The sequence below is a fragment of the Variovorax sp. SRS16 genome (assembly GCF_901827165.1).
Taxonomy (GTDB): Bacteria; Pseudomonadota; Gammaproteobacteria; order Burkholderiales; family Burkholderiaceae_C; genus Variovorax.
Map to the genome: position 1 here is coordinate 315,117 of NZ_LR594666.1, position 21,003 is coordinate 336,119.

Here is a 21,003-nt window from a genome sequence, read left to right on the forward strand (position 1 = left end):
TCCCCCGCGCAGCGGGCTGGCCCGTTTGCGAGTGGCGCGACTTTAGGCGGTGCACCGCGGCAGTGCATCGGGGATTACCCGTCACTCGGCCACGGCTGGCAACGAACCCAGGGTTAACGCGGGGCTTCGCGGATCCAGCCCGCGACCTTCTCCGCCATCATCAGCGTCGGGCTGTTGGTGTTGCCGCTGGTGATGGTGGGCATGGCGCCGGCATCGACCACGCGCAACCGCGCGATGCCGCGCACGCGCAGCCGGGCGTCGAGCACGGCCATCGGATCGTCGTCGGCGCCCATCTTCGTGGTGCCGACCGGATGAAAGATGGTGGTCGCGATGTCGCCGGCCAGCCGCGCCAGTTCGTCGTCGCTCTGGTACTGCACGCCCGGCTTCCACTCCTCGGGCCGGTACTTCGCGAGCGCCGGCTGCGCCGCGATGCGGCGCGTCACGCGCAGCGAATCGGCGGCCACCCGGCGGTCCTCGTCGGTGCTGAGGTAGTTGGGCGCGATCGCGGGCGCATCCTCGAACTTCGGGCTCTTGATGCGCACCGTGCCGCGGCTGGTCGGGTTCAGGTTGCACACGCTGGCGGTGAAGGCCGGGAAGCTGTGCAGCGGCTCGCCGAAGGCATCGAGCGAGAGCGGCTGCACGTGGTACTCGAGATTGGGCCATTCGTGCTCGGGCGAGCTGCGCGTGAAGGCGCCGAGCTGCGAGGGCGCCATGCTCATCGGCCCGGTGCGCCTGAGCAGGTATTCGAGGCCGATCTTCGCCTTGCCGTACAGCGAGGAGGCCAGCACGTTGAGCGTTGGCGCGCCGTCGATCTTGTAGACCGCGCGGATCTGCAGGTGGTCCTGCAGGTTGGCGCCGACGCCCGGCGCGTCGACCAGCACCTCGAGGCCGTGCTGCCGCAACAGGTCGGCCGGGCCGATGCCCGAGAGCTGCAGGATCTGCGGCGAGCCGATGCTGCCTGCGCACAGGAGCACCTCGCGGCGCGCATGGGCATGGACTTTCTCGTGGCCGTCCCAGACCTCGACGCCGGTGCAGTAGCGGCCGCCGTCGCCGCCGATGTCGAACAACAGGCGCGACACCTGCGCGCTGGTCCAGAGCTCGAAGTTGGGACGCCCGTAGCAGGTCGGCCGCAGGAAGGCCTTGGCGGTGTTCCAGCGCCAGCCCTTCTTCTGGTTGACCTGGAAGTAGCCCACGCCCTCGTTGCTGCCGCGGTTGAAGTCGGTGCTGTGCGGGACGCCGGCCTGCACCGCGGCTTCGGCGAAGGCATCGAGGATGTCCCAGCGCAGGCGCTGCTTGTCGACATGCCATTCGCCGCCCGCCCCGTGCAGTTCGTCGGCGCCGAGATAGTGGTCCTCGTGCTTCTTGAACGCGGGCAGCACGCGGTCCCAGCGCCATTCGTCGTCGCCGGTGAGGCGCGCCCACTGGTCGTAGTCGCGCGACTGGCCGCGCATGTAGATCATGCCGTTGATGCTCGACGAGCCGCCCAGCGTCTTGCCGCGCGGATAGCGCAGCGTGCGGCCGTTGAGGCCGGCGTCGGGCTCGGTGTTGTAGAGCCAGTCGGTGCGCGGGTTGCCGATGCAGTAAAGGTAGCCGACCGGGATGTGGATCCAGTGGTAGTCGTCCTTGGGGCCGGCTTCGACCAGCAGCACGCGGTTCTGCGGGTCCGCGCTCAGGCGATTGGCCATCAGCGCGCCCGCGGTGCCGGCGCCGATGATGATGTAGTCGAAGGTGGTGTCGCTCATAGCGCCTTGTCTCGTTGTCGCAATGGTTCTGCTGCCCGAGGCCGATTGTGGCAAACCCGCGGATTGCGCGACGGCCTGCGCGAAGTGGCGGCGATCGGCAGCGGTGGCGTCGACGCACGCGGTTACGATGTTGTGTTCATCACCGCCAGGCCCTTCGCACCGTTCCATGCCCATCGCCTCGTCGCCGCCCGCCGACGCGCAAGACGCCGACCCTGCGTTGCCGCGCGTCCGCCAGCATGACGAGGAGGGGCGCGACTGGGCCGTCGCGAGCGGCCGCTGGACCGCGCTGGCGATGTCCTATCCGAGCACCTGGAATGCGCTTGCGCTGAACCTCGATGGCGTGCCGCCGAAGGACGATCGGGCCTGGGACCTGCGCCCCATCGAGCAGCTCGACCACATCGGCGCGCAGCTGCTGTGGAACCACTGGCGCCAGGCCTGGCCGGCGCAGCTCGAGATGGACTCGCAGCACAAGGCTGTGCTGGACCAGGTCGCCCAGTACACCTGCAGCCTGCCGGGCGAGGCCCGTCCCACGCTGACCGACCGCTTCAAGGCCTTCGCGCACAACGGCCCGCGCATGATGTTCGTGGCGCGCGATTTCCTGCGCCTCATCGGCCAGCTCACGCTGGACATCGGCAAGCTGATCCGCGCACCGCACCGCGGTCCGTGGCGCGATTTCTCGGGCCATCTCTACCATTTCGGCGCCACCGCGCTGCCCATCACCGCGCTGGTGGGTCTCCTGATCGGCGTGGTGCTGGCCTACCTCACGTCGCAGCAATTGCGCCAGTACGGCGCCGAGACCTTCATCGTCAACATCCTCGGCCTGTCGCTGATCCGCGAGCTCGGGCCGGTGCTGGCCGCGGTGCTGATCGCGGGGCGTTCGGGTTCGGCCATCACGGCGCAGATCGGCGTGATGCGCGTGACCGAGGAGCTCGACGCCATGCGCGTGATGGGCATTCCGCACGGCTTCCGGCTGGTGATGCCGCGCGTGCTGGCGCTGGCCATCGCGATGCCGCTGATCAGCATGTGGACCTCGATGGCGGCGCTGTTCGGCGGCATGCTGGCGGCCGATCTCTCGCTCGACATCTCGCCGGCCTATTTCATGTCGGCGCTGCCGCGCGCGGTGCCGATGTCGAATCTCTGGCTCGCGATGTCCAAGTCGGCCGTGTTCGGCATCCTGATCGCGCTGATCGGCTGCTATTTCGGCATGAAGGTCAAGCCCAACACCGAGAGCCTCGGGCGTGGCACCACCTCGTCGGTGGTGACCTCGATCACGGTGGTGATCCTGGTCGATGCATTGTTCGCGGTGCTGTTCAAGGGCATAGGATTTCGCGGATGAATGGCAACGACATCTCCGGCCACTCGAGCGTCGCGACGAACGTGGTCGAGATCCGCAAGCTGTGGACGGTGTTCGAGTCGCCCGACGGCGACCAGGTCGTGCACCGCGATCTCGACCTCACGATCGTGCGCGGCGAAGTGCTGTCGCTGGTCGGCGGATCGGGCACCGGCAAGACCGTGCTGCTGCGCCAGATCCTCGGGCTGGAGCACCCCACGAAGGGCGAGGTCACGGTGCTCGGCCATCCGCCCGGACAGCTCAGCGCGATGGGCGCGGCCAACGTCGGCATGCTGTTCCAGCACGGCGCGCTGTTCTCTGCCTTCACCGTGCTCGACAACATCGCGTTTCCGCTGCGCGAGCTCAAGCTCCTGCCCGATGCGCTGATCCGCGACGCGGCGCTGGTCAAGCTGCAGATGGTCGGGCTCAGCCCGCAGCAGGCCACCAAGAGCCCGGCCGATCTGTCGGGCGGCATGATCAAGCGCGTGGCGCTGGCGCGGGCGCTGATCATGGACCCGCCGCTGCTGCTGCTCGACGAGCCCTCGGCCGGGCTCGACCCCGAAAGCGCCGACGGCTTCTGCGATCTGCTGCGCGGCCTGCACCGCGAGCTCGGGCTCACGGTGGTGATGGTCACGCACGATCTCGACACGCTGTTCGATCTGAGCACGCGCATCGCGGTGCTGGCCGACCAGAAGGTGATCGTCACCGGCACCGCGCGCGACGTGATCGCCTATCCGCATCCGTTCATCCACGAGTACTTCCTCGGCGGCCGTGGCCAGCGCGCCATGGAAGCCCTCCACGAGCACGCCACGCCGGCGATCGCCGCGGGGCGTAACGGCGAGAGCCGGTCCCCACCCACTGAAAGGTAGCCGCCATGGAAAACAAGGCCCATGCCCTCGCTGCCGGCGTTTTCGTGCTGGGCCTGATCGCCGCGCTGGTGGCGCTGGTGGTCTGGCTGACGCACGACAGCACGGTCCGCAACATCTACGAACTCTCGACGCGCGACGCGGTGAGCGGCCTGCAGCCTCAGGCCATGGTGCGCTACCGCGGCATCGCGGTCGGCAAGGTGGTGTCGATCGACTTCGACCCGAAGGTCAAGGGCAACGTGCGCGTGCGCATCAGCGTCGACGAGCGCGTGCCGCTCACCACCTCGACCTTCGCCTCGCTGAGCTACCAGGGCGTGACGGGGCTGGCCTTCATCGCGCTCGACGACAAGGGCGAGTCGCAGGTGGCGCTGAAGCCCGACAACGACAACCCGCCGCGCATCCCGCTCAAGCCCTCGTTGCTGGCGCAATTGCAGGACCGCGGCGAAGCCATCCTCAACCAGGTCGAGGAAGTGACCCGCCGCGCCAACACGCTGCTGAGTGACGACAACCAGAAGCGCTTCGCCGGCGCGCTGGAGAACATCTCCGAGGCCGCGGCCGGCGCCAACCAGCTCACGCGCTCGCTCGACAACACGGTCAAGACCGGCCTCAACCCGACGCTCGCCGCGCTACCCGCGATGGTGGACCGCACGAAGGACACCATGGGCACAGTCAAGAAGGCGGCCAGCGACGTCTCGCGCGTGGCCAACAACTTCAACACCACGGTCGGCCGGCTCAATGCCAAGGACGGTCCGGTCGAGCGGCTGGGTGACGGCACCAAGGCGCTGTCGCAGGCGGTCGAAGCCTTCAACGGCGCGACGCTGCCGCGCCTGAACCGCGTCGCCGACGACACCTCGCACGCCGTGCGCCGGCTCGGCCGGACCGCGGACAACATCAACGACAACCCGCAATCGCTGCTGTTCGGCAACGGCGGCGTGGCGCCCGGCCCGGGCGAGCCCGGCTTTTCTGCGCCGACCGCTGCGCCGGCGCGGCCCTGATGGTGAACACGATGAACACATTGCACTCGCTCGCCGCCTGCGCTCGCCGGGCGCGCCGCTTCGGCCTTGGGGGATTCGCCGCCGCCGTGCTGCTGGCGGGCGGCTGCGGCGCCTTGCCCGACAAGCCTTCGCGCACCACGCTGTACGACTTCGGCCCCGGGACTGCCAACACCGCGTCGGCGCCGGCCGATGCGACGACGCTGTCGCCGATCGCGCTGGCCGAGATCGAGGCCAGTGCGCGGCTCGAAGGCACGCAGGTGCTCTACCGCCTGGGCTATGCGGACGCGAACGAGCTGCGGCCCTATGGCCAGGCGCGCTGGAGCGTGGCGCCCGCGCAGTTGCTGCGCCAGCGCCTGGGCGACGTGCTGTCAGCCCGGCGCACGGTGCTCGGTCCGGACGAGAGCGCCACCATCGCGCGCACGCAGGGCAAGGCGCCCGACATGCTGCGGGTGTCGCTCGACGAGTTCAGCCAGTACTTCGAGTCGGCCGCCAGCAGCGTCGGCCTGGTGCGCCTGCGCGCCACCCTGATCCGCAGCGGCCCCGGCGGCGATCGGGTGGTGGCTCAGCGCAGCTTCACGGCCCGGCGGCCCGCGCCGAGTGCGGACGCGGCCGGCGGCGTGAAGGCGCTCGCGGCAGCGAGCGATGCCGTGGTCGCCGATCTGGTCGCGTGGGTGGACCAGGCTCGCTGATTCACGTCCCGGATGCAGCGCATCGGCCTGATCTCCGACACGCACGGCCTGCTGCGTCCGCAAGCCATGGAGTTCCTGCGCGGCTGCGACCACATCGTGCATGGCGGTGACATCGGCGCGCAGCACGTGCTCGACGCGCTGGCCGCCATCGCACCCCTGACCGCGGTGCGCGGCAACAACGATGGCGCGGCCTGGGCCGATGCGATTCGCGAGACGGAGCACATCGAACTCGGCGGCGTGTGGCTCTACGCGATCCACGATCTTGCCCGGCTGGACATCGACCCCGCCGCCGAAGGCATCCGGGTCGTGGTGTCGGGGCATTCGCACCGGCCTGTGATCGAGGAGCGCGAAGGCGTGCTGTACATCAACCCTGGCAGCGCGGGTCCGCGCCGCTTCAGGCTGCCGATCTCGGTCGGCGAACTGATCATCGAAGGCGGCGCCATCACGCCCCGAATCGTGGAGATGGATACCGCCTCCCCTGCGCGCTGAAGCGCCGACCTCAGCTGCCGGCCGCGCGGCTCAGGATCGGGAACAGCTTGCCGAGCCCGTCGGCCATCACCTCGACCGCCAGCGCCGCGAGGATCAGGCCCATCAGCCGCGTCATCACGTTGATGCCGGTCTTGCCGAGCACGCGGGCGATCGGCTCGGCGAGCGAGAACGCGACGCCGGTCGCCAGGCCGATCACCACGCCGTAGCCGACCAGCACCGCGAGCTCCCAGAGGTGCTGCGTCTTCTCGGCGTAGATGACCACGGTGGACATGGTGGCCGGCCCGGTCAGCAGCGGAATGGTCAGGGGCACCACCGCGATCGACGCGCCAAGCGAAGCCTTCACCTCCGCGGCGCGGATCTCGTCCTGGTTGGTCTTGGCTTCGGCGGGCTGCGCATTGAGCATGTTCAGCGAGCTGATCAGGAGCAGCATGCCGCCGCCGACCTGGAAGCTCGCGATCGAGATGCCGAAGAAGGACAGCAGCTGAAGCCCGATCAGCGCACTGATCGCAATGACCACGAAGGCGCTGAAGGCCGCGATCCATGCGGTGCGCTGGCGCTGGCGGTCGGTGTAGCCCTGCGTGTAGTGGATGAAGAAAGGAACGATCGCCAGCGGATTCACGATGGCCAGCAGCGTGATCAGCGGCTTGATCAGGTCCATCGCGGGCGTTGCCATCAGCGCCCGCCCCCGACGTCGAGGATCGAGGTGGTGGTGTAGCTGGCCTCGGCCGAGAGCAGCCACAGGATGGCGCGGGCGACTTCCCCGGCGCTGCCGGTGCGCTTCATCGGCACGCCCGGTGCGAGCTGGGCCGCGCGATCGGGCAGGCCGCCGGAGGCATGGATGTCGGTGTCGATCAGGCCGGGTCGCACGGCGTTGACGCGGATGCCTTCGTCGGCGACCTCCTTGCCCAGGCCGATGGTGAACGTGTCGATCGCGCCCTTGCTGGCCGCGTAGTCGACGTACTGGCCCGGCGAGCCGAGATGCGCGGCGGCGCTCGACAGGTTGACGATCGCACCGCCGCGGCCGCCGTGCTTCGTGCTCATTCGCCGCACGGCCTCGCGCGCACAGACGAAGCTGCCGATCACGTTGATGCGGAACATGCGCTCGAGCCTCGCCACGCTCATGGCGTCGACCCGTGCCTGCAGGTCGACCACGCCGGCGTTGTTGACCAGCGCGTCGAGGCGGCCGAACTTGGCGTCGACCTTGTCGAACATGGCCATCACCTGCGCCTCGTCGCCGACGTCGGCCTGGACGCTGATCGCGCTGCCGCCGCCGGCGCGGATCGTGCGCACCACCTCGTCGGCGGCCAGCGAGTTGTTCGCGTAGTTGACGGCCACGGCATAGCCGCGCTGCGCCGCGAGCAGCGCCGTGGCGGCGCCGATGCCGCGGCCGCCGCCGGTGATCAAGAGAACCTGGTTCAAATCCCGCCTCCTGCACAGAAGCTGTGCCTCAGTTAAAACGCGTGCGGATGGATTACATCATCGAGGAGACGCCCTTGAGCCGCAGCATCGACTACTACTTCACGCCCCAAAGCCCCTGGACCTACCTGGGCCATGCGCGCTTCGCCGAGATCGCGAAGGCAGCCGGCGCCGCCGTGCGGGTGCGGCCGATCGATTTCGGCGCCGTGTTTCCGGTCTCGGGCGGGCTGCCGCTGGGCAAGCGCGCGCCGCAGCGGCAGGCCTATCGGCTGGTCGATCTGGCGCGGATCTCGAAGCACCTCGGCATGCCGCTCAATCCGACGCCGAAATTCTTTCCGGTGGTGGGCGATGACGCGGCCAAGCTCATCATCGCCGTCGACCTCAACGACGGCATCGACGCCGCGATGAAGATCTGCGCCGCGCTGTTCGAATCGGTCTGGGTCCACCAGCGCAACATTGCCGACCCGAAGGTGCTTGAAGCGCTGCTGGACGAATGCAGCCTTTCCGGGCGGCGCATGGCGCAGTCGCTGAGCCAGACCGTGCAGGAGCTGTACGAGGACTACACGCAACAAGCCATCGACGCCAAGGTGTTCGGTGCACCGAGCTACGTGATCGACGGGGAGATTTTCTGGGGGCAGGACCGCCTGGACTTCGTCGAGCGCGCATTGAAATCCCAACCACCCCGCCAAGGAGCATGACCATGGGTCAATTCATCGATCTCACCGCCAAAGACGGCTTCACCTTTCCTGCCTATGTGGCCGAGCCCGCAGGCAAGCCGAAGGGCGCGGTCGTCGTGGTGCCGGAGATCTTCGGCGTCAATTCGCACATCCGCTCGGTGGCCGACGGGTACGCGGCCGACGGCTATCTCGCGGTCTCGCCTTCGACCTTCCATCGCGTGAAGGCCGGCGTGGAGCTCGGCTACAGCGAGGACGACATGAAGACCGGCTTCGGATTCAAGACGGCCGTCGAAGCCTTGCCCGCGCCCGGCGTGCTGCAGGACGTGCAAGCCGCGGTCGACTTCGCGGCGAAGGCAGGCAAGGTCGGTATCGTGGGCTATTGCTGGGGCGGCCTGCTGACCTGGCGCGCTGCGGCAGGCGTCACGGGGCTTTCAGCGGCCGCGCCCTATTACGGCGGCGGGATGACCACGCCGGAAGAAATCGCACGCAGCCCCAAGGTGCCGGTGCTGGCGCATTTCGGCAGCCAGGACCACTGGATTCCGCTCGATACGGTCGAGGCCTTCAAGAAGGCGCATCCGGAGGTCGAGGTCCACATCTACGAAGCCAACCATGGCTTCAATTGCGACCAGCGCGGCTCGTACGATGCCGCGGCCGCGAAGCTGGCCCGCGAACGCACGCTGGCGTTCTTCGGCAAGCATCTGGCCTGATCGATCGATCCCGCGTCCGCGCCGCACGCCCTCAGGCGAGGGCGGGTTGCCGCGAGCGCTTAGGGGCCGGCGCGGCGGCAGGTGCCGTGCGAATCCGGGCTTCCAGAAAATCCAGCAGCGCGCGCAGGGCGGCGCTGTTGTGGCGGCGCTGCGAATAGGCCGCGTACAGCCAGAGGTCGCGCGGCATGTATTCCTTGAGCACCGGCACCAGCGCGCCGCGCTCGATGTGGGGCTGCGCCATCATCGCCGGCACGCACACGGCGCCGAGCCCGGCGAGCGCCACGCCGATCAGCGGCGCGGCGTCGTTGGCATCCATGCGGCTGTGCACCGGCACGCTGTAGGGCTGGCCATCGACTTCGAAGGGCAGGTGCGGCGTGGGCCCGGCGAGCGAATAGGTGAGCACGTCGTGCGCGCGCATGTCGTCGGGTTTCTTCGGCAGCCCGCGCCGAGCCCAGTAGGCCGGGGTTGCGCAGAGCACGAGGTCCATCAGGCGCAGGCGCCGGACGATCAGGTTCTCGTCGCGGATGCGGCCGAGCCGCACGGCGATGTCGACGCCTTCCTCGACCAGGTCGATCACGCGGTTGCTCAGCTGCAGGCTCACGTGCACGTCGGGGTAGCTGGCGATGAATTCACCGAGGATGCTGGGCAATGAACTCTGTCCCAGGCCGTGCGGTGCGGTCACGCGCAACCGGCCGCGCGGATGGCCTGCATGCTCTTGCAGCTCGCTCTGGGTGAGTTCGATCATTTCCATCAGCGGTTTGCTGCGCTCGAGCAGCAGCTGGCCCGCGTCGGTGAGGCTGACCGAGCGGGTCGATCGATTGAGCAGACGCACGCCGAAGCGCGCTTCGAGCTGGGCCACGTACTTGCTCACATTGGCCTTCGACATGTTGAGCACGGTGGCTGCGCGGGAAAAGCTGCCGCGCTCGGCGACTTCACGAAAGGTTCTCAGCAGGTCCAGACCGTCCATTCAGGCTTCCATTGTTTCGATTTGATGAACACCGCGGTTCGAAATCCAAGGGTTTTCACCTACTCATTCAAGGCAAACTTCAAAGCACAGACCGGCCACCAGGCTGATCTGGGTGAACAGGACTCCGAGCGAGGTGGCCGCGACCCCAACGGGACGGTGACCCACGCAAGACCGGTTCGACATCATCCAAAGCCAATTGAAGGACATTGAAAATGAACGCCTCGAAGATCATCGCCGCAGCCGCTCTTTCCATTCTCGCCGCCGCCGGCGCTCAAGCCGAAACCTATGAAGGCGTGCACGCGCCGGTGTCGGCCAACAACCGCGCCAACGTGGCCGCGCAAGCCACCGAAGCCGCGCGCAGTGCCAACCCGTATGCCGAAGGCTATGCTGCCGGTCCTGCAGCGAGCCTGAACAGTTCGGTCGCCCGCGCCACGGTGCGTGCCGAAGCGGTGGCCACCGCGCACGAGGCGAACCAGAACCTGGATCGCAAGGCTTTCGTGAACAGCGTGATTCCTGCGCAATACAAGATCGTTCGTCCGGTGACGCAACAAGCCGGCCTGTAAGCCGACACAACGGTCGCGCGACGAGCCGGGCCCGCGAGAGCGGGGCCGGCTTTTTTGTGCGTGCTTCATCACGCGTTCAGGATTGTTTCGGTACCGGAAACACGGTGTCTCTTTTCTCAGTGTTTTCCCGAGGTCAATCGCCAGGAAACTGCGTTCCACAGGCCAGCCATACCGATAGCGAGCCTGGTTTGAAAACCACTGCCAAGAATCCAAAGGAACTGAAATGAAGACCTCCTACATCCTCGCTGCTGCCGCTCTGTCCGTCCTCGCTGCCGCCGGCGCACAAGCTGAAACCTACCAGGGCGTGCAAACCTCCGTGTCGGCCAAGAGCCGGACCGAGGTCAACGAAGAAGCGGTCCGCAGCGCTTCAGCACCCAACCAGAACGTGGTGCGCGGTTCGCGCGGCGCCGAACCGTTCAAGTCGGTGGCCGATCCGGCTGCCGTGCGTGCGCAGGCCATCGCGACGGCGAATGCGCCGGATCAGAACGTGGTCGGCGGCTCGCGCGTCAACAGCCGCGTGATCTCGACCATGGCCCGTCCCGCCGAAGTGCGTGTCCAGGCCCAAGAGGGCGCGACCACGGCCAAGTGATACGGACGCGGTCACGCGAAGCCGGCCGGTGTGCGAGCGCCGGCCGGCTTTTTCGTTGGCCGGGCGATTCTCAGCGCGCCCGTGCCAGGTAACGCTTGCGCCAGAACACCACGACCAGCAGCACCGCGATCACGCCCATCGAGGCCATCGCGATCCAGAACCCATCGGTCTTGTGCACGAGCGGGATGAACTCGAAGTTCATGCCGAAGATGCCGGCGATCAGATTGAGCGGCAGGAAGACCGCGGTCAGCACCGTGAGCACCCGCATGATGTCGTTGGTGCGGTGGCTCTGCACGCTGAAGTGCATCTGGACCGCGGCTTCGGCATTCTGTTCGAGTCGCCGCACGTGATGCACCACGCGCTCGATGTGTTCGAGCACGTCGCGGCTGCGGACCATGACGAGCTCGCGTTCGCGCAGTTCGACGGCGCCGGTCGGCGCCGGCAGCGTTTCGAGGGCGTCGATCCAGTCCTGGATGCAGGCACGCTGGTCTTCGCAGATCTCGTCCAGATGGTGCAGGGACTGTTGGGCACCCATCAAGGCGCTCCAGTTGGTGAAGCGGCTGCGCGGGTCGATCAGCTCGGCCTGCCAGTGGTCGAGCTGCCGGGTCAGTTCGCGCCGCAATTCGAGGTACGCATCGACGATCTGGTTGATCACGCGCAGCATCAGATCCGCGGGTCCGGTCGGCAGGCGAGAGGAAACGGCGCGGACATCGATCGCAGGGAGCACTGCGTGGCTGAGCGCGTCCGGCGTGGCGGCGGCCAGCAACTTGGCCGCGAAGGTATCGCGCACGGTGCCGTCTTCCGGATGCACGGACAGCAGCACGCGGTCGAACACCGCAAAGCCGACCGGTCGTGTATCGATGCGACGCAGGACGGGCGGCCCCGTGCGCGGCAGCGCCAGCTCGTCAGCCTTCGGCACGAGGGCGTTGCCGTTCGACGCGGCAAGGCGCCGAAAAACGAGGAGGTCGTATTGCGAGGTGTAGTCGTAGCGTGAAGGCAGCTGGTCGTTCAGGAGATCGCTCACGTGAAGGTCGACCAGATGCGTGTTGCACAGCGACTGCAGAACGGCCTGCACCTCGGCCAGCGACGTACGGAATTCGTCCCGCGTGAGTGACAGCCACAGATAGCCTTGACCGCATGCATCCGGCACGGCCATCGGCGCCAGTGCGTCGTGCTCGGTGACCCGCGAGGCTTCGATCTTGAAGATGCGCATGAGGTGGCTGAACTGCGGACCGCCTCGTGGCGCTACGGGTTTTTCAGCAGCCGCGCGACGTCGAGCGCAAAGTAGGTGAGGACGCCATCGGCGCCTGCGCGCTTGAAGGCGAGCAGGCTCTCAAGCATCACCGCATCGTGATCGAGCCAGCCGTTCTGCGCCGCGGCCTTGAGCATCGCGTATTCGCCGCTGACCTGGTAGGCGAAGGTCGGCACGTGGAATTCATCCTTCACGCGGCGCACGATGTCGAGGTAGGGCATGCCGGGCTTGACCATCACCATGTCGGCGCCTTCGGCAATGTCGATCGCCACTTCGCGCAGGGCCTCGTCGCTGTTGCCCGGGTCCATCTGGTAGACCTTCTTGTTGCTCTTGCCCAGGTTGGCGGCAGAGCCGACGGCATCGCGGAACGGGCCGTAGAAGGCGCTCGCGTACTTGGCGCTGTAGGCCATGATCCGGGTATGGATGTCGCCGCGCGATTCGAGTGCGTTGCGAATCGCGCCGATGCGGCCGTCCATCATGTCGCTGGGCGCCACGATGTCCACGCCGGCCTGCGATTGGGCGAGGGCTTGCTTGACGAGGATCTCGACCGTCGGATCGTTGAGGATGTAGCCGCTGTCGTCGAGCAGGCCGTCCTGGCCATGGCTGGTGTAGGGGTCGAGCGCGACGTCGGTCATCACGCCCAGTTCGGGGAAGCGCGATTTGAGCGCTGCAACCACGCGCGGGATCAGGCCGTCGGGATTGAATGCTTCGTCGCCTGCCGGCGTTTTCAGGCCGGCGTCGATGACAGGGAACAGTGCCATCACCGGGATGCCGAGCGCCACGCATTGCTCGGCGACGGGCAGCAGGAGATCGAGGCTCAGCCGGTCGACGCCCGGCATCGACGGCACTGCGTGGCACTGCTTCGTGCCCTCTTGGACAAAAACGGGATAGATCAGGTCGTTGGCGGAGAGTGTGTGCTCGCGTACGAGATTGCGCGTGAACGCATCACGGCGTAGCCGACGCGGCCGGCCCGATGGAAAGGGCGAATGAAGGGTCATGCCCAAAATTGTGCCCGAACTGTCTGATGCGGAATTTCGCATGGCCCATTGCGTCCGGGAGCACTTGTTAATCTGAAGCGGTTCGTATTATTTTTTGTACGACAAAAAGGCAAAAAATTCCGCAACTTGCTTGATAGGTTGTTTTGCCTTTGTTAAATTCTGCCCTGGGCGGCTTGCCGCTCCCCGCTTTTCCTCCCTGAGCGGGTGCCTTGATGTGTGACAGCAAAAGGGCTTCCCAGCCCGGCGTTTTGACGCCGGGCTTTTTTTTGACCTGTCAGGCCAAAGTACTGCGCGGGCTCCCAGCGGGTTGCACCACTAAACTGCCCCCATGCTTTGGATCAAGTCGCTGCATATCGTATTCATCGCGAGTTGGTTCGCGGGACTTTTCTATCTGCCGCGAATCTTCGTCAATCTGGCGATGGTGGCGCCCGAATCGGTCGCTGAACGCGCGCGGCTCCTCCTCATGGCGCGCAAGCTGTTCCGGTTCACCACCTTCCTGGCCGTACCGGCCCTCGGCTTCGGGCTGTGGCTCTGGCTCGGCTACGGGATCGGACGCGGACCGGGCAATGGCTGGATGCATGCCAAGCTGGCGCTGGTTCTGGTGGTGATCGGCTATCACCACGGCTGCGGCGTGCTGCTGCGCCGTTTCATCGCGGGAACCGATCGGCGCAGTCACCGCTGGTACCGGTGGTTCAACGAGTTGCCGGTGCTTCTGCTGCTGGGCATCGTGATCCTGGTCGTGGTCAAGCCTTTCTGAGCGCCGTGGCAACGCAGCACAAGTCCGCGGCATTGCCTCTTGCGCTCGCCTATGCCGCGCTGATCGTCTATGCGAGCCTCTATCCCTTCGCCGACTGGCGCGATCAGGGCATCGCGCCCTGGGCCTATCTTGCGGCGCCGTGGCCCAAGTACTGGACCGGGTTCGACTTCGGCATCAATGTCGTCGGCTACATGCCGCTCGGTTTCCTGGCTGCGATCGTCGTGCTGCGCACCCGGCCGGCCGCGGGCGGTGTGCGCGCCGTATTGCGCGCCACCGTCGCAGGCGTGGCGATTTCGTTCTGCATGGAGACATTGCAGAGCTATCTTCCGGCGCGCATTCCCTCCAATGTCGACCTCGGGCTGAACAGCCTCGGCACGCTGGTCGGCGCAGTGCTGGCGGCGGCGCTCGAGCGTGTGGGGGCCGTGGCGCACTGGCACCGGACCCGTGCCAACTGGTTCATCGAGGATGCGCGCGGTGGGCTGGTGTTGCTCGCGTTGTGGCCGATCGCGCTGCTCTTCCCGGCTGCCGTCACTTTCGGGCTGGGACAGGTGTTCGAGCGCCTGGAAACGGCGATCGCCGAATGGCTTCTGGACACACCCTTCATCGACTGGATGCCGCTGCGCCAGTTCGAGTTGGAGCCGCTGGTGCCCGGCGTGGAACTGTTGTGCGTCATGCTGGGTGCGCTGGTGCCGTGCCTGCTGGCCTTCCTGGTGACCCGTTCGATCGCGCGACGCGCCATCCTGCTTCCGCTGACGCTGATGACCGGTGTGGCGGTCACGGCCCTGTCCGCGGCATTGAGCTATGGACCCTCGCACGCCTGGGCATGGCTGAGCCTGCCGGTGCAGGCCGGGATCGCGGCCGCGTTGTTCGTCGGAGTGCTGCTACTGGCGGTGCCTCGCCGGCTCTGCGCGGCGTTGCTGCTCGTCGCACTCGTGGTGCACCTGAGCCTGTTGAATCAGGCGCCGGAAAGCGCCTACTTCGCACAGACGCTGGCGACCTGGGAGCAAGGCCGCTTCATCCGCTTCCATGGTCTGGCGCAATGGCTCGGCTGGGTTTGGCCATTCGCAACGCTCGGCTATGTGCTCGTTGCGCTGTCGCGCCGCGCGAGGCCCCACTAGACTGTTGCTCTACAGAAGGATCCGATGTCCAGTTCCAGCACTTCCTCCCCGCGCGGCTACTACGGTCGCCACATCTTCTTCTGCCTGAACGAACGCAAGAACGGAGAGGACTCCTGCTCGAAGCACGATGCACAGCAAGGTTTCGATCGCTGCAAGGCGCGGGTGAAGGAGGCCGGGCTGGCCGGGCCCGGCAAGGTTCGCGTCAACAAGTCGGGATGCCTCGACCGCTGCGCGGGCGGCCCCGTGGCCGTGGTCTATCCCGAGGCGGCCTGGTACACCTTCGTCGACGAGGACGACATCGACGAGATCGTCGAATCGCATCTGAAGCACGGGAAGGTGGTCGAGCGTTTGTTGCTGCCGCCGGATGTGGGGCGCTGAGCAGGCGTCCATGAACTCCCATACCGAAAAGCTTCGGCTGCAAGGCGCAGCGGGCGCCATCGAAGCACTTCGCGATTCGGCGGCCGAAGGTGCGCCGGCACTCGGCGTGGCGCTGATCACCCATCCACATCCGCTCTTCGGCGGCACCATGGACAACAAGGTGGTGCAGACGCTGGCGCGGGCGTTCGTTGCCTGCGGATGGAATGCGGTGCGCTTCAACTTCCGTGGGGTCGGTGCCAGCGAAGGCGTTCATGACGAAGGACGCGGCGAGTGCGAGGACATGCTGGCCGTTGTCGAGCAAATAGCGCCCGAAGGCCCCCTGGCCATCGCCGGCTTCTCGTTCGGCGCCTTCGTTGCGAGCTGCGCTGTCGAGAGGCTGTGGGTGGCGCGCGATGTCCGCCATCTGGTGCTCGTCGGAACGGCGGCTTCGCGTTTCCCGGTTGCGACCTTGCCTGCGGCATCGCATGAACGCGCGCTCATCGTGCACGGCGAACAGGACGATACGGTGCCGCTCGCTGCCGTGATGGATTGGGCGCGCCCGCAGTCACTTCCCGTCACAGTCATCCCCGGAGGCGGCCATTTCTTTCACGGACAATTGCCGCTGCTCAAGAATCTCGTCGTCCGCCACCTTCGCGCGGGCTAGCCTTTCGTCTCCTCCCATCCCCCATGTATCGTTTTTCCGGCGTGTTGCGCGCGCTGATATGTGCCGCCTCTGCATCTTTTTGCATGCTCGTGGGGGCCCAGACGCCGGCGCCGCCCGAAGTCGCCGCGCGGAGCTATCTGCTGCTCGACGTGACGGCCAACCAGATCCTGACGCAGAAGGACATTGACAGTCCGGTCGAGCCCGCCTCGCTCACCAAGCTGATGACCACCTACCTGGTCTTCGACGCGCTCAAGGCCAGGAAAATCACGCTGGAACAGACCTTGCCGGTCAGCACCCGCGCCTGGAAGATGCCCGGTTCGCGGATGTTCATCGACCCCAAGATGCAGGTGCCGGTCGAGGATCTCATCAAGGGGCTGGTCGTGCAGTCGGCCAACGATGCGACGATCGTTCTGGCCGAGGCGGTCGGCGGCACGGTCGAGCACTTCGTCGAGCTCATGAACGAGCAGGCCAAGGCGCTCGGCATGAAGAACACGACCTACAAGAACCCTGAAGGCACCACGGCGCCGGGACACACCACCACAGCGCGTGACCTCAGCATTCTGGCGAGCCATCTGATCCGGGATTTTCCGGAATACACGCACTATTCCGCCATCAAGAAGTACCGCTATCCCGGCACGCCGTCGACCAACGACACCAACCGCAATGTGCTGCTGTTTCGCGACCCGACCGTCGATGGCCTCAAGACCGGCCATACCGAAGCGGCCGGCTATGGCATGGTCGTGACCGCCAAGCGTGAATTCCCGAATCTGGGCGGTGGTGGCCGGCGTCTGCTCGCGATTCTCCTGGGAGCGTCGAGCGAAAATATGCGAGCCAACGAGTCGCAGAAGCTGCTGAACTGGGGCTACACCGCCTATGACGCGGTCCGCCTGTTCGACGCCAATCAAGCCGTCGCGACCCCTCCGGTCTGGAAGGGCAAGGCGAACACCATTAAGCTGGGCCGCCAGGAAGCCATCGTGGTGGACGTTCCCGCAGGGTCTGCAGGCAAGATCAAGACCCAGGTCGCACGTCCTGATCCGCTGGTCGCGCCATTCGCGCGCTATCAGCCGGTCGGTTCGCTCAAGGTCAGCCTGGCCGACCAGCAGATCGCGGAAGTGCCGCTGGTCGCGCTCGAGCCTGTGGAGCAGGCAGGCGTGCTGGGTCGCGCCTGGGATGCCGTGCGACTCTGGATAAAGTAGGCTCACCCCCAGGCTACGCGCACTTCGTGTCGCTTCGCCTTCCCCCTGCCGGGGGCAACACCGGCGGACCGGCGGAGCCGGATCCGCGGTGTTTCACCAGGGGGCCGGGCTTTGCCGGCCAAGACCGAAGACCAGTGAATTTTTCTTTCAGCGGCCGCGCGCAGCGCGCCGCGTTCGTGGGCTGCCGTGGAACCGGCGCTGCCGGGCCGCCGGCAGCGCCCCCGGTAGGGGGAAGGCGAAGCGACACGAAGTGCGCGAAGCCTGGGGGCGAGCTCTGCCAGTGCTATAATCTTTGGCTTTTCGGAAAAATCCGAAGGGTTTCACGTTTTCGTCATCTTCCGGTACCTCATGTCACGATGAGGGTCGCATTGCCGGAGTTTTGGGACTTATTCATTCATGCCAACCATCAATCAACTGGTGCGTCAGGGTCGCGAGGTCGAAAAGATCAAGTCGAAGAGCCCTGCCATGCAGAACTCGCCGCAACGTCGTGGCGTCTGCACCCGGGTCTACACCACGACCCCCAAGAAGCCGAACTCGGCGCTGCGCAAGGTCGCCAAGGTGCGCCTGACCAACGGCTTCGAAGTCATCTCCTACATCGGCGGTGAAGGCCACAACCTGCAGGAACACAGCGTGGTGCTGGTTCGCGGCGGTCGTGTCAAGGACTTGCCCGGCGTGCGCTATCACATCGTGCGCGGTTCGCTCGACTTGCAAGGCGTGAAAGACCGCAAGCAGTCGCGTTCCAAGTACGGCGCAAAGCGCCCCAAGAAGGCTTAAGGCTTTCAGGTTTCATCCACGGTGTTCGGCGTGCCTTGGCGGGCGCATCGGACGAAGTGACCCGCTGTTGGGTCGAGTAAGTGAGAGTTCTTGTTGGCTCTCGCGGTGCCGCAAAAAGCGGCGCCAACTGAAGCAAAGAGGTTAGAAAAATGCCACGTCGTCGCGAAGTTCCCAAACGTGAAATCCTGCCGGACCCGAAGTACGGCAATGTCGAGCTGTCGAAATTCATGAACGTGATCATGGAAGGCGGCAAGAAGGCGATCGCCGAGCGCATCATCTATGGCGCGCTCGACCAGATCGAGAAGAAGAACCCGGGCAAGGACCCGGTCGAAGCCTTCACCATGGCCATCAACAATGTGAAGCCGATGGTCGAAGTGAAGTCGCGCCGCGTCGGTGGCGCCAATTACCAGGTGCCCGTCGAAGTGCGTCCCGTGCGCCGCCTGGCGCTGTCGATGCGCTGGATCAAAGAAGCAGCGCGCAAGCGCGGCGAGAAGTCGATGGCCCTGCGTCTGGCCAACGAACTCATGGAAGCCACGGAAGGTCGTGGCGGCGCCATGAAGAAGCGCGATGAGGTGCATCGCATGGCCGAAGCGAACAAGGCCTTCAGCCACTTCCGCTTCTAAGAGCCGTCCCCCAATCAAGACAGGCTGGAAGCCCGATCCACCGAGCGCGGTGGACGGGCTTTCATCCGTTAACGGAGTATTTTCATGGCACGCAAGACCCCCATCGAGCGATACCGCAACATCGGTATCTCCGCGCACATCGACGCCGGCAAGACCACGACGACCGAGCGCATCCTTTTCTACACCGGTGTGAACCACAAGATCGGCGAAGTGCACGATGGCGCCGCGACGATGGACTGGATGGAGCAGGAGCAGGAGCGCGGCATCACGATCACGTCCGCGGCCACCACCTGCTTCTGGAAGGGCATGGCCGGCACGTTCGACGAACATCGCATCAACATCATCGACACCCCGGGCCACGTGGACTTCACGATCGAAGTCGAGCGCTCGATGCGCGTGCTCGATGGCGCCGTGATGGTGTATGACGCCGTCGGCGGTGTCCAGCCCCAGTCCGAAACGGTCTGGCGCCAGGCCAACAAGTACAAGGTTCCGCGTCTCGCGTTCGTCAACAAGATGGACCGTACCGGTGCCGACTTCCTGCGCGTGCGCCAGATGATGGTCGACCGCCTGAAGGCCAACCCCGTCGTGATCCAGATCCCGATCGGCGCCGAAGAGCGCTTCCAGGGTGTGGTCGACCTCGTCAAGATGAAATCGATCATCTGGGACGAAGACAAGGGTGTGACCTTCAAGTATGGCGAGATTCCGGCCGATCTGGCCAAGGTCTGCGCCGAGTACCACGAAAAGCTGGTCGAGGCCGCTGCTGAATCGAGCGAAGAGCTCATGAACAAGTACCTCGAAGGCGAGGCGCTGACCGAGGCCGAAATCAAGGCGGGCATCCGGCAGCGCACCATCGCCGGCGAGATCCAGCCGATGTTGTGCGGCTCGGCCTTCAAGAACAAGGGCGTGCAGGCGATGCTCGACGCGGTCATCGAATACATGCCCGCGCCGACCGACATTCCGCCCGTCACCGGCACCGACGAGGACGAGGCGCCCGTCACCCGCAAGGCAGACGACAACGAGAAATTCTCGGCACTGGCGTTCAAGCTCATGACCGACCCGTTCGTCGGCCAACTGACCTTCGTGCGTGTCTATTCCGGCGTGCTGAGCAAGGGCGACAGCGTCTACAACCCGGTGCGCGGCAAGAAGGAGCGCATCGGCCGGATCGTCCAGATGCATGCGAACAACCGCGAAGAAGTCAGCGAAATCCGCGCCGGCGACATCGCTGCCTGCGTGGGCTTGAAGGAAGTGACCACGGGTGAGACCCTGTGCGATCCGACCTCGATCGTGACGCTCGAGCGCATGGTCTTCCCGGAGTCGGTGATCTCGCAGGCCGTGGAGCCCAAGACCAAGGCCGACCAGGAGAAGATGGGCATCGCGCTGCAGCGCCTGGCTCAGGAAGATCCGTCCTTCCGCGTCAAGACCGACGAGGAATCGGGTCAGACCATCATCGCCGGCATGGGCGAGCTGCACCTCGAAATCATCGTGGACCGCATGAAGCGCGAGTTCGGTGTCGAGGCCAACGTCGGCAAGCCGCAGGTGGCTTACCGCGAGACCATTCGCAAGACGGTCGAAGACGCCGAAGGCAAATTCGTGCGCCAGTCGGGTGGCAAGGGCCAGTACGGCCACGTCGTGCTCAAGATCGAGCCGCAGGAAGCCGGCAAGGGCTTCGAGTTCGTCGACGCCATCAAGGGCGGCGTGGTTCCTCGCGAATACATCCCGGCCGTCGAGAAGGGCGTGATCGAAGCGCTGGGCCAGGGCGTGCTCGCCAACTACCCGGTGGTCGACGTCAAGGTCACGCTGCACTTCGGCTCGTACCACGACGTGGACTCGAACGAAATGGCGTTCAAGATGGCCGCGATCTTCGGTTTCAAGGAAGGCTGCCGCAAGGCCAACCCAGTGATCCTCGAGCCGATGATGGCCGTGGAAGTCGAGACGCCGGAAGACTACGCCGGCAACGTGATGGGCGATCTGTCCTCGCGCCGCGGCATGGTCCAGGGCATGGAAGACATGATGGGCGGTGGCAAGGCCATCAAGGCCGAAGTGCCGCTGTCGGAAATGTTCGGCTACTCGACGACGCTGCGCTCGATGTCCCAGGGTCGTGCCACCTACACGATGGAGTTCAAGCACTACGCCGAAGCGCCGCGCAATGTGGCCGAGGCGATCGTCGCTTCCCGCGCGAAATGAGGCTCGCCCCCAGGCTGCGCGCTGGTTGATTTTTTGTTGTCTGCGATCGT

General features: G+C 66.0%; 23 protein-coding genes. 17 read left to right on the top strand and 6 right to left on the bottom strand.

Features of this window, described 5'->3' with window-relative positions; translation table 11 throughout:
• Positions 1 to 113: 113 nt before the first annotated feature.
• Positions 114 to 1,742: a GMC family oxidoreductase gene (locus E5P2_RS01530; RefSeq protein WP_162565420.1), complete on the bottom strand. Its 1,629-nt coding sequence runs from the start codon at positions 1,740 to 1,742 to the stop codon at positions 114 to 116.
• Between the two features lie 166 nt (positions 1,743 to 1,908).
• Between E5P2_RS01530 and E5P2_RS01535 the strand changes: the two genes are divergently transcribed.
• Genes E5P2_RS01535 through E5P2_RS01555 form a run of 5 tightly spaced genes read left to right on the top strand, consistent with a single transcriptional unit; the run spans position 1,909 to position 6,111 of the window.
• Complete coding sequence (locus E5P2_RS01535) at positions 1,909 to 3,078, top strand: MlaE family ABC transporter permease (RefSeq protein ID WP_174262631.1); 1,170 nt, start codon at positions 1,909 to 1,911, stop codon at positions 3,076 to 3,078.
• A complete protein-coding gene (locus E5P2_RS01540) occupies positions 3,075 to 3,941 on the top strand; it encodes an ABC transporter ATP-binding protein (protein WP_162565421.1) in 867 nt (288 codons plus the stop codon). Before E5P2_RS01535 ends, E5P2_RS01540 begins: the two co-directional genes overlap by 4 nt.
• A 5-nt stretch (positions 3,942 to 3,946) precedes the next feature.
• The gene (locus tag E5P2_RS01545; protein ID WP_162565422.1) at positions 3,947 to 4,933 is read left to right on the top strand and encodes an MlaD family protein; all 987 of its coding nucleotides are present in this window, start codon (positions 3,947 to 3,949) and stop codon (positions 4,931 to 4,933) included.
• An 11-nt stretch (positions 4,934 to 4,944) separates the two neighbouring features.
• Positions 4,945 to 5,622 carry an ABC-type transport auxiliary lipoprotein family protein gene (locus tag E5P2_RS01550; protein WP_162565423.1) on the top strand — a complete coding sequence of 226 codons (678 nt, stop codon included), beginning with the start codon at positions 4,945 to 4,947 and terminating at the stop codon, positions 5,620 to 5,622.
• A gap of 12 nt (positions 5,623 to 5,634) precedes the next feature.
• Positions 5,635 to 6,111: a metallophosphoesterase family protein gene (locus E5P2_RS01555; protein WP_162565424.1), complete on the top strand. Its 477-nt coding sequence runs from the start codon at positions 5,635 to 5,637 to the stop codon at positions 6,109 to 6,111.
• A 10-nt stretch (positions 6,112 to 6,121) separates the two neighbouring features.
• Here E5P2_RS01555 and E5P2_RS01560 read toward each other — a convergent pair whose 3' ends face one another.
• A complete protein-coding gene (locus E5P2_RS01560) occupies positions 6,122 to 6,784 on the bottom strand; it encodes a MarC family protein (RefSeq protein ID WP_443083386.1) in 663 nt (220 codons plus the stop codon).
• A complete protein-coding gene (locus E5P2_RS01565; protein WP_162565425.1) occupies positions 6,784 to 7,530 on the bottom strand; it encodes an SDR family oxidoreductase in 747 nt (248 codons plus the stop codon). The genes E5P2_RS01560 and E5P2_RS01565 overlap by 1 nt, the downstream gene beginning before the upstream one ends.
• Positions 7,531 to 7,577: 47 nt before the next feature.
• Between E5P2_RS01565 and E5P2_RS01570 the strand changes: the two genes are divergently transcribed.
• Together E5P2_RS01570 and E5P2_RS01575 are read left to right on the top strand one after the other, a co-directional pair.
• A complete protein-coding gene (locus E5P2_RS01570; protein ID WP_174262632.1) occupies positions 7,578 to 8,225 on the top strand; it encodes a 2-hydroxychromene-2-carboxylate isomerase in 648 nt (215 codons plus the stop codon).
• A gap of 2 nt (positions 8,226 to 8,227) precedes the next feature.
• Entirely contained in the window at positions 8,228 to 8,911 is a 684-nt protein-coding gene (locus E5P2_RS01575) for a dienelactone hydrolase family protein (RefSeq protein WP_162565427.1), read from the top strand.
• A 31-nt stretch (positions 8,912 to 8,942) separates the two neighbouring features.
• Here the strand turns inward: E5P2_RS01575 and E5P2_RS01580 are convergent, their stop codons facing one another.
• Positions 8,943 to 9,878 carry a LysR family transcriptional regulator gene (locus tag E5P2_RS01580; RefSeq protein WP_162565428.1) on the bottom strand — a complete coding sequence of 312 codons (936 nt, stop codon included), beginning with the start codon at positions 9,876 to 9,878 and terminating at the stop codon, positions 8,943 to 8,945.
• A 212-nt stretch (positions 9,879 to 10,090) separates the two neighbouring features.
• Between E5P2_RS01580 and E5P2_RS01585 the strand changes: the two genes are divergently transcribed.
• Together E5P2_RS01585 and E5P2_RS01590 are read left to right on the top strand one after the other, a co-directional pair.
• Positions 10,091 to 10,441: an alpha/beta hydrolase gene (locus E5P2_RS01585; RefSeq protein WP_162565429.1), complete on the top strand. Its 351-nt coding sequence runs from the start codon at positions 10,091 to 10,093 to the stop codon at positions 10,439 to 10,441.
• Positions 10,442 to 10,664: 223 nt separating this feature from the next.
• The gene (locus E5P2_RS01590) at positions 10,665 to 11,030 is read left to right on the top strand and encodes a DUF4148 domain-containing protein (RefSeq protein ID WP_162565430.1); all 366 of its coding nucleotides are present in this window, start codon (positions 10,665 to 10,667) and stop codon (positions 11,028 to 11,030) included.
• 70 nt (positions 11,031 to 11,100) lie between these two features.
• On the opposite strand, the gene E5P2_RS01595 is transcribed toward E5P2_RS01590, so the two are convergent.
• Complete coding sequence (locus E5P2_RS01595) at positions 11,101 to 12,243, bottom strand: magnesium transporter CorA family protein (RefSeq protein ID WP_162565431.1); 1,143 nt, start codon at positions 12,241 to 12,243, stop codon at positions 11,101 to 11,103.
• Between the two features lie 32 nt (positions 12,244 to 12,275).
• A complete protein-coding gene (hemB, locus tag E5P2_RS01600) occupies positions 12,276 to 13,280 on the bottom strand; it encodes a porphobilinogen synthase (RefSeq protein ID WP_162565432.1) in 1,005 nt (334 codons plus the stop codon).
• A 328-nt stretch (positions 13,281 to 13,608) separates the two neighbouring features.
• Between hemB and E5P2_RS01605 the strand changes: the two genes are divergently transcribed.
• From E5P2_RS01605 to fusA, 8 genes are all read left to right on the top strand, one after another.
• Complete coding sequence (locus E5P2_RS01605; RefSeq protein WP_162565433.1) at positions 13,609 to 14,037, top strand: CopD family protein; 429 nt, start codon at positions 13,609 to 13,611, stop codon at positions 14,035 to 14,037.
• A 5-nt stretch (positions 14,038 to 14,042) separates the two neighbouring features.
• Complete coding sequence (locus tag E5P2_RS01610) at positions 14,043 to 15,155, top strand: VanZ family protein (RefSeq protein WP_162565434.1); 1,113 nt, start codon at positions 14,043 to 14,045, stop codon at positions 15,153 to 15,155.
• A 24-nt stretch (positions 15,156 to 15,179) separates the two neighbouring features.
• Positions 15,180 to 15,533 (top strand): (2Fe-2S) ferredoxin domain-containing protein, encoded by a 354-nt coding sequence (locus E5P2_RS01615; RefSeq protein WP_162565435.1) that lies wholly within the window; start codon positions 15,180 to 15,182, stop codon positions 15,531 to 15,533.
• Between the two features lie 10 nt (positions 15,534 to 15,543).
• Complete coding sequence (locus E5P2_RS01620) at positions 15,544 to 16,176, top strand: alpha/beta hydrolase (protein ID WP_162565436.1); 633 nt, start codon at positions 15,544 to 15,546, stop codon at positions 16,174 to 16,176.
• An 83-nt stretch (positions 16,177 to 16,259) separates the two neighbouring features.
• Positions 16,260 to 17,372 carry a D-alanyl-D-alanine carboxypeptidase family protein gene (locus tag E5P2_RS01625; protein WP_232080880.1) on the top strand — a complete coding sequence of 371 codons (1,113 nt, stop codon included), beginning with the start codon at positions 16,260 to 16,262 and terminating at the stop codon, positions 17,370 to 17,372.
• Between the two features lie 396 nt (positions 17,373 to 17,768).
• Entirely contained in the window at positions 17,769 to 18,146 is a 378-nt protein-coding gene (gene rpsL, locus E5P2_RS01630) for a 30S ribosomal protein S12 (RefSeq protein ID WP_028249584.1), read from the top strand.
• Positions 18,147 to 18,295: 149 nt separating this feature from the next.
• Entirely contained in the window at positions 18,296 to 18,769 is a 474-nt protein-coding gene (gene rpsG, locus E5P2_RS01635) for a 30S ribosomal protein S7 (RefSeq protein ID WP_093104188.1), read from the top strand.
• A gap of 84 nt (positions 18,770 to 18,853) precedes the next feature.
• Positions 18,854 to 20,953: an elongation factor G gene (gene fusA, locus E5P2_RS01640; protein WP_162565438.1), complete on the top strand. Its 2,100-nt coding sequence runs from the start codon at positions 18,854 to 18,856 to the stop codon at positions 20,951 to 20,953.
• Positions 20,954 to 21,003 lie beyond the last annotated feature (50 nt).

What these genes read in the sequence shown, in the direction of transcription:
- E5P2_RS01530 (WP_162565420.1), bottom strand. Translation starts at nt 1,742, where the DNA reads ATGAGCGACACCACCTTCGACTACATCATCATCGGCGCCGGCACCGCG.
- E5P2_RS01535 (WP_174262631.1), top strand. Translation starts at nt 1,909, where the DNA reads ATGCCCATCGCCTCGTCGCCGCCCGCCGACGCGCAAGACGCCGACCCT.
- E5P2_RS01540 (WP_162565421.1), top strand. Translation starts at nt 3,075, where the DNA reads ATGAATGGCAACGACATCTCCGGCCACTCGAGCGTCGCGACGAACGTG.
- E5P2_RS01545 (WP_162565422.1), top strand. Translation starts at nt 3,947, where the DNA reads ATGGAAAACAAGGCCCATGCCCTCGCTGCCGGCGTTTTCGTGCTGGGC.
- E5P2_RS01550 (WP_162565423.1), top strand. Translation starts at nt 4,945, where the DNA reads ATGAACACATTGCACTCGCTCGCCGCCTGCGCTCGCCGGGCGCGCCGC.
- E5P2_RS01555 (WP_162565424.1), top strand. Translation starts at nt 5,635, where the DNA reads ATGCAGCGCATCGGCCTGATCTCCGACACGCACGGCCTGCTGCGTCCG.
- E5P2_RS01560 (WP_443083386.1), bottom strand. Translation starts at nt 6,784, where the DNA reads ATGGCAACGCCCGCGATGGACCTGATCAAGCCGCTGATCACGCTGCTG.
- E5P2_RS01570 (WP_174262632.1), top strand. Translation starts at nt 7,578, where the DNA reads ATGGATTACATCATCGAGGAGACGCCCTTGAGCCGCAGCATCGACTAC.
- E5P2_RS01575 (WP_162565427.1), top strand. Translation starts at nt 8,228, where the DNA reads ATGGGTCAATTCATCGATCTCACCGCCAAAGACGGCTTCACCTTTCCT.
- E5P2_RS01580 (WP_162565428.1), bottom strand. Translation starts at nt 9,878, where the DNA reads ATGGACGGTCTGGACCTGCTGAGAACCTTTCGTGAAGTCGCCGAGCGC.
- E5P2_RS01585 (WP_162565429.1), top strand. Translation starts at nt 10,091, where the DNA reads ATGAACGCCTCGAAGATCATCGCCGCAGCCGCTCTTTCCATTCTCGCC.
- E5P2_RS01590 (WP_162565430.1), top strand. Translation starts at nt 10,665, where the DNA reads ATGAAGACCTCCTACATCCTCGCTGCTGCCGCTCTGTCCGTCCTCGCT.
- E5P2_RS01595 (WP_162565431.1), bottom strand. Translation starts at nt 12,243, where the DNA reads ATGCGCATCTTCAAGATCGAAGCCTCGCGGGTCACCGAGCACGACGCA.
- hemB (WP_162565432.1), bottom strand. Translation starts at nt 13,280, where the DNA reads ATGACCCTTCATTCGCCCTTTCCATCGGGCCGGCCGCGTCGGCTACGC.
- E5P2_RS01605 (WP_162565433.1), top strand. Translation starts at nt 13,609, where the DNA reads ATGCTTTGGATCAAGTCGCTGCATATCGTATTCATCGCGAGTTGGTTC.
- E5P2_RS01615 (WP_162565435.1), top strand. Translation starts at nt 15,180, where the DNA reads ATGTCCAGTTCCAGCACTTCCTCCCCGCGCGGCTACTACGGTCGCCAC.
- E5P2_RS01620 (WP_162565436.1), top strand. Translation starts at nt 15,544, where the DNA reads ATGAACTCCCATACCGAAAAGCTTCGGCTGCAAGGCGCAGCGGGCGCC.
- E5P2_RS01625 (WP_232080880.1), top strand. Translation starts at nt 16,260, where the DNA reads ATGCTCGTGGGGGCCCAGACGCCGGCGCCGCCCGAAGTCGCCGCGCGG.
- rpsL (WP_028249584.1), top strand. Translation starts at nt 17,769, where the DNA reads ATGCCAACCATCAATCAACTGGTGCGTCAGGGTCGCGAGGTCGAAAAG.
- rpsG (WP_093104188.1), top strand. Translation starts at nt 18,296, where the DNA reads ATGCCACGTCGTCGCGAAGTTCCCAAACGTGAAATCCTGCCGGACCCG.
- fusA (WP_162565438.1), top strand. Translation starts at nt 18,854, where the DNA reads ATGGCACGCAAGACCCCCATCGAGCGATACCGCAACATCGGTATCTCC.